Source organism: Saccharopolyspora dendranthemae, assembly GCF_007829955.1.
Taxonomy (GTDB): Bacteria; Actinomycetota; Actinomycetes; order Mycobacteriales; family Pseudonocardiaceae; genus Saccharopolyspora; species Saccharopolyspora dendranthemae.
In genome coordinates, this window is the sequence record NZ_VIWX01000002.1 from 913340 (window position 1) to 925931 (window position 12592).

The window sequence follows — 12592 nt, forward strand, 5'->3', positions numbered from 1 at the left end:
GGTCGCGGAGGTCGTGCGATGCAGCGAAGCAGCAGCGTGGACGATTCGGTGCTGGGGGCCGGGCTGCTGGCCGGTGCCGCGAACGTGATCATGCAGCTCAGCCACCCCGGGGTCGGGCACGGCGTGGTGGAGAGCCGGGTCGACAGCGGGAACCTGTTCAAGCACCCGGTCAAGCGCACCCGCACCACGATCACCTACATCGCCGTGGCCACGCTGGGCTCCGACGAGGAGCGCAAGGCTTACCGGCGCGCGGTCGACAAGCAGCACGCGCAGGTCCGCTCCACCGAGGACAGCCCGGTGTCCTACAACGCCTTCGACCCCGAGCTGCAGTTGTGGGTCGCCGCTTGCCTGTACCGGGGGATCGAGGACATCTACCGGCTCTTCGGCGACGTCGCCGAACCCGACCTCGACGAGGTGTACCGGTCCTCCTCCGCGCTCGGCACGACGTTGCAGGTGCGCGAGGAGAACTGGCCGGCCGATCGCGCCGAGTTCGAGCGGTACTGGGACGAGCAGCTGGACGAGGTGCACATCGACGACACCGTGCGCGGGTTCCTGCACGACGTGGCGGCGCTGAAGTTCCTGCCCGCACCGCTGAGCGCCGTGTTCGGGCCGTTCAACGTGTTCATGACCACCGGGTTCCTGCCGCCGAGGTTCCGCGAGGAGATGCGCCTGCAGTGGACGAGCCGCGATCAGGAGCGGTTCGACCGCATCGTCTCGGTCGTCTCCGCTGCGCTCGGCGTGACTCCTCGGCCGCTGCGCCGGTTCCCGTTCAACCTCGCGCTGTGGGACCTGCGGATGCGCATGCGCCGCGGGAAGCCGCTGGCCTGAGCGAGCCCCCGCGACGGCACCGCCCGGAACTTCCCCTCATCCCGACCGAACCTGCCGGGCTCGACGCCCGTTGGGTTAGGTGGCACGTGATCGACGATGGTGTTGACGGAGGGGGATCCTGCGATGCCGGTGCGGGTGAAGAGGCTCGTGGTCATGGCGGCGGTCCTGGCCGTCACGGCAGGTGGCGCCACCGCTGCGGCCGAGCCCGGACGGCCCGGTGCCCAGTGCGCCGTTCCGGATGGCGCCGGCTCGGCCACCAGGGTCGATCCCGCGGATGTCGACCTCGATCCGGCGGCGGTCCGCGACGCGCTCGACTACGCCAACACGCACATGCGCACCTCGGTGCAGGTCTTCCGGCACGACTGCCTGGTCGGTACCGGTGCCCTCAACCCCGTCACCCAGGACGCCCCGGTCAACGTGTGGAGCTCGACCAAGTCGGTCGTCTCCCTGCTCACCGGAATCGCCAGGGACCGGGGGCAGCTCCAGCTCGACGACCCCATCGACCGGTACCTGCCGCAGGGGGCCGGCTGGGGCGACGCCGCGCACCGGGCGATCACCGTCCGGCAGCTGCTCACCCAGACCAGCGGGATCCGGCAGGCGATCGCCAGCGAAGCCGCCACCACCGGCACCGATGTCAACATCGCCAGGGAAGCGCTCGCGCAACCGCTGGTGCGCGAGCCGGGCAGCGCGTTCGAGTACAGCCAGCGCGGCGTGGACCTGCTCGCCTTCGTCGTCCAGCGCGCCGTCGGGCGCGACCTCCAGGAGTTCGCGCAGGAGGCGCTGTTCGCGCCGCTCGGGATCAACGCGCACGACTACTTCTGGCTGCGCGACCGCTCCGGCAACACCTACGGCTACGGACACCTGTTCATCCCGCCGGAGCGGTTCGCCCGGCTCGGGCTGCTGATGGCGCACGACGGGGAGTGGAACGGGACCAGGGTCGTCTCCGCCGATTACGTCGCCCAGCTCCGGCAACCCAGCGCCACCAACGGCTGCTACGGCTTCCTGTTCTGGACCAACGCGGGCAAGCCGTGCACGAGCGCGAACGTGCCGCACGCCCAGACCGTGGACCGTCAGATGATCACCAGCGCTCCCGCGGACCTCTACGCCATGGTGGGCGCCTTCCACCAGAACAACTTCGTCATCCCCAGCCTGGGCATCGTGGTGACGTGGACCGGGGTGCTCGGCGACACCGCGCCGAACGCCGCCGGCATCGCCAGCTCGTTGCCCGCCGACCTGTACCACAACTTCTTCCGGATCCTGCTGCGCGGGGTCCGCGACCAGCACGTCCCGGACCCCGGCCCGTACCAGAACCCCCCGTTCGACTTCGACTTCAACCCGATCAACTACGCCGATCCGAGGGTGCTGCTCACCGACCTGGTGCCGCATCCGCAGTGCACCGTGCTCGTCTGCGACGGGACCGTCCCGCTGCGAGGTCTGACCCAGAACGGCGAGGCGATCCTGGGCACCGTCCTGGATCGCTGATCTCGCTCGCTCCGGCGGCTCCGCACCGGTCGCCGGCCGGTGCGGAGGGCGATGCCTCAGCTGGGGTGCGCGCCGAAGCGGGCGTGCAGGTCTCGGCTGGCGGCGGCCATGGTGGGGGTGATGCCGAGGTCGGCGAGCATCTCGGTGGCCGCGGCCATCTCGTCGGTGCGACGCACCGCGTGCTGGTAGGTCCCGGAGACGATGCGCTCCACGGTGGACTCACCTGCCGCGGCGAAGTCGGCGATGATGTTCTCCCGCAGCAGGTCCTCGAAACCGGCGGCCCTGGCGGCCTCCAGAGCCTCGACGATCGAGGCGGCCATGCCCTTGAAGTAGACGCTGCGCAACAACTTCCGGGTCGCCGCCAGCCCCGCCGGCCCGTCGAGCACCTCGACGTTCGCGCCGAAGCCGCGCAGCAGCTCGGCCGCGCGCTGCCCGCCGGATCCGCTGATCAGCAGCGGGACCTGGAGCCGCGGTCCGGGGACCGGCGCCATGATGGCCACGTCGGCGAACCGCGCTCCGTGCCGCTCGGCGATGTCGGCCAGCCGCCGCTTCTTCTCCGGGGACGCCGTGTTGAGGTCGGCCCACACCGAACCCGGCGGGAACGAGCCGATCCCGGCCTCCAGCGCCTCCACCGCGACCGCCGAGCGGTTCACGCTGAGCACGAGGTCCGCGCCGCCGGCCGCATCGGACTCGCTGGTGGCCGCGATGAGGTCCGCCCCGGCCGCCACCTCGGGGTCGTAGCCGCGCACCACCGCGCCCGCCGCCGCCAGGTCGGCGCTCAGCGCGCCACCCGCTTCGCCCAGGCCCAGCACGCCGATCACGGTCCGCTCCGACTGCTCCATCCGGTGCCTCCTCCGGTCGCTCCACCGTCGCCTCCACCCCGAAGGTAGTTCGTCGGCCGCGGTCTGGACGTCGAGAACCGCCCCACACCCAGTTGATCATCGGCTACCGTGGATGCTGGAGAACGTCAGCCGGATCTGGAGGCGGTACCTTGTCGGCGGAGATCACACGCCCTCTCGCACGAGCTGCGGGTGTGCTGGTGCTGATGGCGGCGTTCCTGGTCGTCGTGTGGTTCGACGATCCGACGGTCGGCGGTTTCCTCACCGGTGGCATCCTCGCCGGTCTCGCCGGTCTCTGGTTGCCGACGCGGCTCGGCATCGCCGTCACCCTGCCCTACCTGGCCGGCCTGTTCTTCGTGCAGCACGTGGGGCACGGCCACGCGCCGGGCGCGGTGATGCTCATCCTCGGCGGTGCGATCGTCTGCTTCGCGATCGGCGTGTTCGTGCGTTCCCGGCACGGCAGCGCCACCGAGCCGGCCGAACCGGAGGCGTGATCGAGCCGGGTCAGCCGAGCCAGAGCGCGGCCGCGGTGAGCAGCGCGGACGAAGCCCGCAGCAGGGTGGGTTCCAGGCCGGTCGGCACGAACTCGGGCGAGTGGTTGCCGGGTGCCTTCCCGGCCGCCACCGCGGTGTTCGGATTCTCCGGATCCGCGTAGAGCGCGGGGTCGAAACCGCCGAAGTTCCAGAACACCGACGGGACCCCGGCCGCCGTGCCGAACGCGCCGAAGTCCTCGCTGCCGGCCTTCGCCCGCGGCGTGTGCACGAACCCGGCGCCGAACTCCCCGGCGAAGGCCTCGGAAACCCGGCGCGCGGCGTCGACGTCGTTGACCAGCAGCGGGAACCGGTTGATCGGCTCGATACCGGGTTCGCGGGGAGCGCCCGCCGCCGCGGCCTCGTGGCGGACGATGCGGCCGATGGCGGCCAGCACGGTCTCCCGCACCTCCGGGTCGAAGGTGCGCACGTTGAGCTTGAGCTCGGCCGTGGTGGGGATGACGTTCTCCTTGCCGCCCGCGTGCACCGCGGCCACGGTCACCACCGCGACGTCCTCCGGGGAGATCTCCCGCGCCACCACGGTCTGCAGCCGCAGCACGATCGACGAGGCGATGACGATCGGATCGACCGTGGCCTGCGGCTGCGCGCCGTGGCCTCCCCGGCCGTGGACGGTGACCCGCAGGCTGTCGGCGGCGGCCATGAACACGCCGGGCCGCACGTAGAGGTGTTCGCTGGGCGCGGACGCGATGTGCTGGCCCAGCGCGACGTCGAACGCGGGGAAGCGCTCCAGGAGGCCGTCGTCGATCATGGCCTGCGCTCCGCCGCCGCCCTCCTCGGCGGGCTGGCAGACCACCAGGAGGGTCCCCGACCAGTCGTCAGGTCGCGCCGCCAGCTGCTCCGCGGCTCCGATCAGCGCTGCCATGTGGGTGTCGTGGCCGCACGCGTGCATCACCGGCGACTCGGCGCCGTCGGCGTCCCTCGCGGTGACCGTGCTGCGGTAGTCGACCTGCTCGATCTCCCTGACCGGCAGCGCGTCCATGTCGGCGCGCAACAGCACCCCAGGCCCGTCGCCGTTGCGCAGCACGCCGACGACACCGGTGCCGCCGACGCCGGTGGTCACCTCGTACCCAGCTTCCCTCAGCCGCTCCGCCAGCACCCCGGCGGTGCGGACCTCCTGGAACGACAGCTCCGGATTCCGGTGCAGGTCCTCGTAGAGCTCGCGGACACCCGCGATCCGGTCGGCCAACCCCGCCAGCAGCCCCGACATCGGTTCTCCTCCCCTCGGCGAGGGTCCAGCCTCGCAGCTCGCACGCCGCGGGGCGAAGCGCGCGGACTCTCTTCGGGGGATCGTCCTCGCTCGCGGCTGCCATCGGCGGCATGCTGGGGAGGGCCTTCGCCGCCGCACCGGCGGCCGTTCTGGGGAGGACGCATGACCATCGCCGAGCAGCCCGCCACCACGACGATCCACCCGCTGGACCCGATGACCGCGCAGGAGGTGACCCGGGTCCGCGAGGTGCTGGAGGAGGCCGGGCTTCTCGGCGAGAGCGTCCGGTTCACCTTCGTCGCGCTGGAAGAACCGGACAGGACCGCCGTGCTCGAGCACCGGCCGGGCCAGGAGGTGGACCGCCGCTTCCGGGCGGTGCTGCTGGACCTGGCCACCGGCGTCTCGCACGACACCGTCGTCTCCACCTCGCGGTCCACTGTGGATCGCGTTCGGCGGCTCGACCCCGCGGTCGACGGCCAGCCGCCGATCATCGACTCCGAGTTCGAGCTCGTCGAGGAGATCGTCAACGCCGACGAGCGCTGGACCTCCGCGCTGCGCAAGCGGGGGATCGACCCGGCGACGGTGCGCGCCGCACCGCTGTCGGCCGGGGTGTACGACGAGCCGGGGGAGCGGGGCGAGCGGATCATCCGGTCGCTGGGGTTCCAGCAGTTCCACGCGGCCGACCACCCGTGGGCGCACCCGGTCGACGGCCTGTGCGCCTACATCGACCTCACCCACCGCGAGGTCACCCGTGTCATCGACCACCGCGAGTTCCCGGTCCCGCAGGAGTCCGGCAACTTCGACGACCCGGAGGTCACGGGCCCGCCCCGCACGAGCCTCAAGCCCATCGAGATCACCCAGCCCGAAGGACCCAGCTTCGCCGTCGAGGGCAACCGGGTGCGCTGGGAGAACTGGGACGTGCGCCTCGGTTTCAACGAGCGCGAAGGCCTCACGCTGCACCAGCTGTCGTTCCACGAGCGGCCGGTGCTGCACCGCGCGTCGATCGCCGAGATGGTGGTGCCCTACGCCGACCCGTCACCGGTGCGGTTCTGGCAGAACTACTTCGACTGCGGCGAGTACATGTTCGCCCGCTACACCAACTCGCTGGAACTGGGCTGCGACTGCCTGGGCGAGATCCACTACTTCGACGCCGTGATCGCCGACGACTTCGGCGTCCCGCGCACCATTCGCAACGGGATCTGCCTGCACGAGGAGGACTTCGGGGTGCTGTGGAAGCACACCGACCTGTTCACCGGATCGCAGGAGACGCGGCGGCAGCGCAGGCTGGTGATCTCGTTCTTCACCACCGTCGGCAACTACGACTACGGGTTCTACTGGTACCTCTACCTGGACGGGACCATCGAGATGGAGTGCAAGGCCACCGGGATCACCTTCACCTCGGCCTACCCCGAGGAGGGCCACGACCACGCGAGCCAGATCGGGCCAGGTCTGGGCGCCCCGTTCCACCAGCACCTGTTCTGCGCCCGGCTCGACGTGGCCGTGGACGGCCAGCGCAACGCGGTGGAGGAGGTCGAGGCCGAACACCTCCCGGTCAGCGGGTCCAATCCGCGCGGAAACGCGTTCCGCGCCAAGCGAACCCGGCTGAGCACCGAGGGCGAGGCCGCTCGGCTCGCCGACAACTCCCGGGCCCGGACCTGGCACATCGTCAACCCGAGCAGTCGGAACCGCTACGGCGACAACGTCTCCTACGTCCTGCACCCCGAAGGCCAGCCGGTCATGCTGGCCGACGAGTCGGCCTCGGTGCACGCCCGGGGAACCTTCGCGACCAAGCACCTGTGGGTCACCCGCTACGACCCCGAGCAGCGCTACCCGGCCGGAGATCTGGTCAACCAGAACCCCGGCGGGGCAGGTCTACCGGCCTGGGCGGCGCAGGACCGCGACATCGACGGCCAGGACATCGTCGTCTGGCACACCTTCGGGCTCACCCACTTCCCGCGGCCCGAGGACTGGCCGATCATGCCCGTCGACCGCGCGGGTTTCACGCTCACGCCGGTCGGGTTCTTCGATCGCAACCCCACCCTCGACGTCCCGCGCTCGACCGGCTCCGGCTGCCACGGGGAGTGATCTACCGGCCTCTGACCTCGAGCGACCCGAGGAGCTTCGCGGTGGCGCGCTCGATCTCGTCCACCGCCTGTTCGAAGCTCTCGGCGTTGTGGGCGGCTGGAGCCCGGAACCCGGAGATCTTCCGGACGTACTGCAGGGCGGCCGCACGGACGTCGGCGTCGGTGACCTGCTCGGCGTAGGGCGGGCGGAGGGTCTTGATGCTGCGGCACATGCCCGCATTGTCCGCCTCACCTCCGACAGCGACCAGCGGTAGTTTGGTCCGGGCGCCGACACCGGGGAGGGACGATGGGGCTGCCGATCTGCGCGAACTGCGGGATGCAGTACGCCGAGGCTCGCGAGGACTGCCCGATCTGCGAGGACGAACGCCAGTGGGTCCCGCGCGACGGCCAGCAGTGGACCGACCTGGAGGCGCTGCGGGCAGAGCACAGCGCCGTGCTGCGCGACGAGGGCGGCGTGCTCGGCATCGGCTGCGCGCCGAAGTTCGCCATCGGCCAGCGCGCGCTGCTGGTGCGCACCGACGCGGGCAACGTCCTCTGGGACTGCACGGCCTACCTGGACGACGAGATCGTCAGCGCCATCAACGATCTGGGCGGTCTGATCGGCATCGCGATCAGCCACCCGCACTACTACACGACGATGATCGAGTGGGCCCGCGCCTTCGACGCGCCCCTGCACCTGCACGAAGCCGACCGGCAGTGGGTCGGCCGCCCGGACCCGGCGATCCGCTTCTGGAGCGGCACGACCCACGAGATCGTCCCCGGCCTGACGCTGATCAACCTCGGCGTCCACTTCGCGGGCGGCACGGTCCTGCACCGCGCCACCGGGAGCGGGTCGCTGTTCAGCGGCGACATCGTCCAGGTCATCCCGGACCGCACGCACGTCGGCTTCATGTACAGCTACCCCAACCTGATCCCGGAACGGCCCGGCGTCGTCCAGCGCGCCGCCGAGCTCCTCGACGAGCTCACCTTCGACTCCCTCCACGGGGCCTGGTGGGACACCGTGATCCCCACCGGCGCCCACGAGATCGTCCAGCGCTCGGCGGCCCGCTACCTGCGCTTCGTGCGCGAGGAGTGAGGCGCGCGGCTACGCGGGCGCGCGGCGCAGCGGCACCAACCTCCACCAGGTCGCGCTGCGCAGCGCCCACTCCGCGGGCCCGTACCGGAACGTCCCGAGCCACCAGTGGCTGAAGCCGGCCTGGACGGCGAGCACGATCAGCGCCAGCACCAGCGCGGTGGACCAGTCGGTGGATTCGCGCAGGCCCAGCGGACCGGCCGCGGCGACGACTAGGAGCGTGGCCGTGAGGTAGTTCGTCAGCGCCATCCTGCCGAGCGGTTCCACCAGGGCCGCCACCGGCCGGCCGATCCTCGTGCGGATCAGGAGCAGGAAGGCCGAGGCGTAGGCGACGGCGCCGAGAACACCGGCCGCCGCGGCGATCCGGGTCGCCAGCGGACCGTCCGGCGGGTACACCAGCTGCGCCCAGACGGCCGGCACGCTCAGCAGCACCGCGACGGCCAGCACCGCGGCGAGTTGCCCGGGACGGCGGTCGATCGTGCGCGCGATCCCGGTCCGGGCGCACGCCAGCCCCAGCAGGAACAGCCCCGGGATGCTGAACATCCCGCCCGAGACCGCGGCGAACCCGGCGATGGCGACGAGAGCGCTCGCGGGCAGCAGAACCCGGTTCGGCAACCACGACGCGGGCAGCAGGACCAGCAGGCCGAAGATCGCGTAGGGCAGCAGCGCTTCACCGGGCTGCAGCACGTGGTGTGCGGCGCCGATGAGCCCGAGGACGAGCAACCTGCGCGCCAGCATCAGGCGCGGGCGGCGGGCGCGCTGCTGGGCGCCCTCCAGGAACAGCGAGAAGCTCAGCCCGAACAGGAACGCGAAGATCGGGTAGAAGTGCTGCTCCACCAGCATCCCGAGGCCGGTCGAGATGAGGTGCGACGCGCCGCTCTCGGAGCCGTGGAGCATGCTGGTGATCTGCGGGACGTTGACGAGCAGGATGCCGCAGAGCGCGAAACCCCGGAGGGCGTCCCACTCTGTGATCCGGCGCGGCGCGGTCCCGCCGGTGCTGGTGGAAGCCGGGCCGTTCCGGCTCGGACCGGGCGGGCGGGGAGGTCGTGGATCGGCGGTCCGGGGCGCGCCCGCCCGGGAGGATTCGCTTGCTGAGGTGCTCATGACGACCACGGTGCCCCGCGGGTGCCGCTGCGCGCCTCGGCCCGCGGGACGATCTCGATCAGCCGAAAGTCCGGAATCCGCCCGACCGTCAGCCGGTGTGGTCGGCGGTGACGGCGCCCGTCGACCACGCCCACGCCGCGATCTCCACCCGGTTGCGCGTCCCCAGCTTGGACTGGACGTTGGTCAGGTGGGTCTTGACCGTTCCGAGCGAGAGGTACAGCTCGGCGCAGATCTCCTGGTTGGTGCGGCCCACCGCGACCAGCCGCGCCACGTCCAGTTCGCGCTCGGACAGAACCGCGGGCGGCGCCTGCGCCGGGCCCGGCGCCTCCTGGGGTTCCAGCCGGTGCAGCAGCCGGACCGTGACCGCCGGGGAGATCAGCGCGTCCCCGCGGTGCGCGGCCTCCACGGCTTCGACCAGCAGCGCCGGGCTGGCGTCCTTGAGCAGGAACCCGCAGGCGCCGTTGCGCAACGCCTGGTGCACGTAGTCGTCCTGGTCGAAGGTGGTCACGACCACCACGCGCATCGGTTCGGCGGTGGCAGGGCCGGCCAGGTGCCGGGTCACTTCCAGGCCGTCGAGCTCCGGCATCCGGATGTCGACCAGGCAGACGTCCGGGCGGAGCCGCTTGGCCAGCTCGACGCACTCGGCGCCGTCGGCGGCCTCGCCGACCACCTCGATGTCCGGGCGGGCGTCGAGGATCATCCGGAAACCGCTGCGCACCAACCGCTGGTCGTCGGCGATGAGCACGCGTGTCGGGGTGTCGCTCACGCCGACGAGTCTGGCACGCCCAGCACGGGGAAGTCGGCGGCGATGCGCCATCCGCCGTCGGGCGTGGTGCCCGCCTCCATCGTGCCGTCCACGGCGGACACCCGTTCGCGCAGGCCGACGACGCCGAACCCGCCGTGGCCGCCCACGGGTGGAGCGGTCCGCTCGGCGGATGCCGTGTTGGCGACCTCCACCCGCAGCCGGTCGTCGGCCAGGTCGATCCGCACGGACACCACCGCGCCGGGGGCGTGCCGCCGCGCGTTGGTCAACGACTCCTGCACCAGCCGGTGCACGGAGGTATCCACCTCGGGAGCGAGCCGCGCGCCGCGAGCGGCCGCGGCGATCGACAGCGTCGCGCGCTGGTCATCGCCGCTGCTGAAATCGCTGACCAGGGCGGCGATCTCGCTGAACAGCTCGCCGTGGCGGCGGGGCGGTCCGTCGACCTCGCGCAGCACCCGGACCAACCGCCGCATCGAGTCGAGCGTCTCGGTCCCCGCGTCGTGGATGTCGGTCAGGATCGCGTCGATCTTCTCGGGCGCCGTCTCGCGGATCGCGCGCGCCGCGTTGGCCTGCACCACGATCCCGGTGACGTGGTGGGCGACGAAGTCGTGCAGGTCGCGCGCCAGTTCCAGGCGTTCGCCCTGCCGCACCGACTCCACCGCGCGGGCCCGGCGGGAGTCGAGCAGGCGCAGGTAGCAGCCGAGGCCGATCACGCCGCCGGCGGCGAAGGTGAGCAGGAACGAGAAGCTGAGCACGGAGGTGAACTCCTCCCGGTCCCAGCTGAAGATGCGCGCCGGTCCGGTGATGACGGCCAGCCCGAGCGGCAGCGCGACCAGCGGCACCGGGATGCCGCGGCACGCCCGGCCGAGCAGGATCAGCAGGCAGAGCGACTCCGCCACGCCCCAGGTGCCTTGAACCCCGGTCGTCAGCAGCATCGTCGTGGTCAGCGCCAGTGAGCCGACCGCGGCGATCCAGGAACGCCGGTTCAGCGAGAGGGAGCGGTCGGGGATGAGCAGCAGCAGCGCGGCGACGACTCCGGCGACCAGCGGCGGGACCCAGTTGTTGTGCGCGTCGCGGATGCCGTCGGAGGACTCCAGGTCGAGCAACCACACGAACAGCAGCGCCCCGCACAACCCGGCGGTGAGCGCGTGCCGTGCGGGGCGGGGGAGGGCAGCGCCCTCGGCGGGAACCTCGTTGTGCACGTCGAGAGGCTATGACATGCGGATTCCCCGCCGGATCAGCCGCGCGGACGAGGTGGCGCGGCGGGCATCGGCCACGCGGCCGATGCCCGCTCCGGGCGCCGAGCTCAGGCGGCGTCCTGGGCGACGTTGAGGTCGCGGTCCTTGGTCTCCGGGGCGAGGAGCGACGCGGCGAAGCTGATCGCCATCATCACCATCATGTAGATCGCGACCGGGACCCACGATCCGCCGAACGCGGCCATCAGGCCCGCGCAGATCAGCGGCGCGACGCCGCCGCCCAGGACCGCTGAGAACTCGCGGCCCAGCGCCACGCCCGCGTAGCGGTAGCGGTTGCCGAACAGCTCCGGGAAGTAGCTCATCTGCACCCCGACCGAACCGTGGCAGGCCAGGACGAAGCCGAGCACGATCGCCACCGTGATGGCCACCGGTGATCCGGTGTTGAGCGCGACGAAGGTCGGCACGGGCAGCAGCACCAGGGCGCCCATGATGGTGGCGTAGACGTTCTTGCGGCCGACCACATCGGACAGCGCGCCGAAGCCGAATGCCGCGATCCCACCGCAGATGGCGCCCAGCAGCAGCACCTTCGGCACGAACTCCTCGTCCACGCCCACGGTCGAGACCAGGTAGGAGGCCATGAACACCTGGTAGGTGTAGGACTGGGCGTTGGAACCGACGTTGAGGAAGAACGCCAGCAGCAGGGGTTTGCGGCCCTTGCGGAACGTGTCGGAGATCGGGGCGCGGGTTTCGCCGACCTGCTCCTTGAGCTCCTGGAACACCGGGCTCTCGTTGAGCTTCCGGCGGATGATCAGCGCGGCGATCGTCACCAGCAGGCTGCTGCCGAACACCAGCCGCCATCCCCAGGTCATCAGCGCTTCCTCGGGAAGCGACTGGGCCAGGATCCAGGCGACGGCCCCGAGCGCGGTGCCCAGCGCGGCACCGGTCATCACCAGCGAGGCCAGCGCACCGCGCTTGCCCCTGCCCGCCGTCTCGGTGAGCAGCGTCGCACCGCCGGCCTGCTCGGCCCCGGCACCCATGCCCTGGAAGAACCGGCACGCCACCAGCAGGACCGGGGCCAGCAGCCCCACCTGCGAGTAGGTCGGCAGCAGTCCGATGGCCAGTGTGGACCCGCCCATCAGCAGCAGCGTGGCCACCAGCACCCACTTGCGACCGAGCCGGTCACCGAAGCGGGAGAAGATCAGTCCGCCGAGCGGCCGCGCGGCGAAACCCACCGCGTAGGCGCTGAAGGAGGCCAGGATTCCCGCGACCGGGGAGATGTTCGGGAAGAACAGCTTGCTGAAGATCAGCGCCGACGCGGTGCCGTAGATGACGAAGTCGTACTGCTCCAGCGTCGTGCCGATCAGTCCGGCCCACGCCGCGCGCCGGACGGCCTTGCGGTCCGGGGGTGCTTCGGGGTTCGTGTCCGCTGTGGAACTTCTTTGTTCGCTCATTCGGGTCCACGCAATCTG

12 protein-coding genes are annotated in these 12592 nt (G+C 71.5%); 5 read left to right on the top strand and 7 right to left on the bottom strand.

What is annotated here, in order from left to right:
• The first annotated feature begins 18 nt into the window (after positions 1 to 18).
• Together FHU35_RS12985 and FHU35_RS12990 are read left to right on the top strand one after the other, a co-directional pair.
• A complete protein-coding gene (locus FHU35_RS12985) occupies positions 19 to 828 on the top strand; it encodes an oxygenase MpaB family protein (RefSeq protein ID WP_145738979.1) in 810 nt (269 codons plus the stop codon).
• Positions 829 to 951: 123 nt separating this feature from the next.
• Complete coding sequence (locus tag FHU35_RS12990; protein ID WP_145738981.1) at positions 952 to 2310, top strand: serine hydrolase domain-containing protein; 1359 nt, start codon at positions 952 to 954, stop codon at positions 2308 to 2310.
• Positions 2311 to 2366: 56 nt separating this feature from the next.
• Here the strand turns inward: FHU35_RS12990 and FHU35_RS12995 are convergent, their stop codons facing one another.
• Positions 2367 to 3152, bottom strand: a complete 786-nt coding sequence (locus tag FHU35_RS12995) for a DUF1932 domain-containing protein (protein ID WP_145738983.1) — start codon at positions 3150 to 3152, stop codon at positions 2367 to 2369.
• 191 nt (positions 3153 to 3343) lie between these two features.
• On the opposite strand from FHU35_RS12995, the gene FHU35_RS13000 reads away from it, so the two are divergent.
• Positions 3344 to 3643, top strand: coding sequence for a hypothetical protein (locus tag FHU35_RS13000; protein WP_145738986.1), 300 nt, complete (start codon positions 3344 to 3346; stop codon positions 3641 to 3643).
• Between the two features lie 10 nt (positions 3644 to 3653).
• Here FHU35_RS13000 and FHU35_RS13005 read toward each other — a convergent pair whose 3' ends face one another.
• Positions 3654 to 4907 (bottom strand): amidohydrolase, encoded by a 1254-nt coding sequence (locus FHU35_RS13005; protein WP_145738988.1) that lies wholly within the window; start codon positions 4905 to 4907, stop codon positions 3654 to 3656.
• Positions 4908 to 5069: 162 nt separating this feature from the next.
• Between FHU35_RS13005 and FHU35_RS13010 the strand changes: the two genes are divergently transcribed.
• Positions 5070 to 6989, top strand: coding sequence for a primary-amine oxidase (locus FHU35_RS13010; protein WP_145738990.1), 1920 nt, complete (start codon positions 5070 to 5072; stop codon positions 6987 to 6989).
• 1 nt (position 6990) lies between these two features.
• Here FHU35_RS13010 and FHU35_RS13015 read toward each other — a convergent pair whose 3' ends face one another.
• Positions 6991 to 7200: a DUF2277 domain-containing protein gene (locus tag FHU35_RS13015; protein WP_145738992.1), complete on the bottom strand. Its 210-nt coding sequence runs from the start codon at positions 7198 to 7200 to the stop codon at positions 6991 to 6993.
• 74 nt (positions 7201 to 7274) lie between these two features.
• Between FHU35_RS13015 and FHU35_RS13020 the strand changes: the two genes are divergently transcribed.
• Positions 7275 to 8063, top strand: coding sequence for an MBL fold metallo-hydrolase (locus tag FHU35_RS13020; protein WP_145738994.1), 789 nt, complete (start codon positions 7275 to 7277; stop codon positions 8061 to 8063).
• A gap of 9 nt (positions 8064 to 8072) precedes the next feature.
• On the opposite strand, the gene FHU35_RS13025 is transcribed toward FHU35_RS13020, so the two are convergent.
• The 4 genes from FHU35_RS13025 to FHU35_RS13040 form a co-directional block, all read right to left on the bottom strand.
• A complete protein-coding gene (locus FHU35_RS13025) occupies positions 8073 to 9164 on the bottom strand; it encodes a DUF418 domain-containing protein (protein WP_145738996.1) in 1092 nt (363 codons plus the stop codon).
• A gap of 88 nt (positions 9165 to 9252) precedes the next feature.
• On the bottom strand, positions 9253 to 9864 hold the full coding sequence (locus tag FHU35_RS13030; RefSeq protein ID WP_246110316.1) for a response regulator: 612 nt from the start codon (positions 9862 to 9864) through the stop codon (positions 9253 to 9255).
• Between the two features lie 62 nt (positions 9865 to 9926).
• Positions 9927 to 11129, bottom strand: coding sequence for a sensor histidine kinase (locus FHU35_RS13035; RefSeq protein ID WP_145739000.1), 1203 nt, complete (start codon positions 11127 to 11129; stop codon positions 9927 to 9929).
• Positions 11130 to 11233: 104 nt separating this feature from the next.
• On the bottom strand, positions 11234 to 12574 hold the full coding sequence (locus FHU35_RS13040) for an MFS transporter (RefSeq protein ID WP_145739002.1): 1341 nt from the start codon (positions 12572 to 12574) through the stop codon (positions 11234 to 11236).
• Between the last annotated feature and the right edge of the window lie 18 nt (positions 12575 to 12592).

Excerpts from the sequence above, each read along its gene's own strand:
- FHU35_RS12985 (WP_145738979.1), top strand. The coding sequence starts at position 19 with ATGCAGCGAAGCAGCAGCGTGGACGATTCGGTGCTGGGGGCCGGGCTG.
- FHU35_RS12990 (WP_145738981.1), top strand. The coding sequence starts at position 952 with ATGCCGGTGCGGGTGAAGAGGCTCGTGGTCATGGCGGCGGTCCTGGCC.
- FHU35_RS12995 (WP_145738983.1), bottom strand. The coding sequence starts at position 3,152 with ATGGAGCAGTCGGAGCGGACCGTGATCGGCGTGCTGGGCCTGGGCGAA.
- FHU35_RS13005 (WP_145738988.1), bottom strand. The coding sequence starts at position 4,907 with ATGTCGGGGCTGCTGGCGGGGTTGGCCGACCGGATCGCGGGTGTCCGC.
- FHU35_RS13010 (WP_145738990.1), top strand. The coding sequence starts at position 5,070 with ATGACCATCGCCGAGCAGCCCGCCACCACGACGATCCACCCGCTGGAC.
- FHU35_RS13015 (WP_145738992.1), bottom strand. The coding sequence starts at position 7,200 with ATGTGCCGCAGCATCAAGACCCTCCGCCCGCCCTACGCCGAGCAGGTC.
- FHU35_RS13020 (WP_145738994.1), top strand. The coding sequence starts at position 7,275 with ATGGGGCTGCCGATCTGCGCGAACTGCGGGATGCAGTACGCCGAGGCT.
- FHU35_RS13025 (WP_145738996.1), bottom strand. The coding sequence starts at position 9,164 with ATGAGCACCTCAGCAAGCGAATCCTCCCGGGCGGGCGCGCCCCGGACC.
- FHU35_RS13030 (WP_246110316.1), bottom strand. The coding sequence starts at position 9,864 with ATGATCCTCGACGCCCGCCCGGACATCGAGGTGGTCGGCGAGGCCGCC.
- FHU35_RS13040 (WP_145739002.1), bottom strand. The coding sequence starts at position 12,574 with ATGAGCGAACAAAGAAGTTCCACAGCGGACACGAACCCCGAAGCACCC.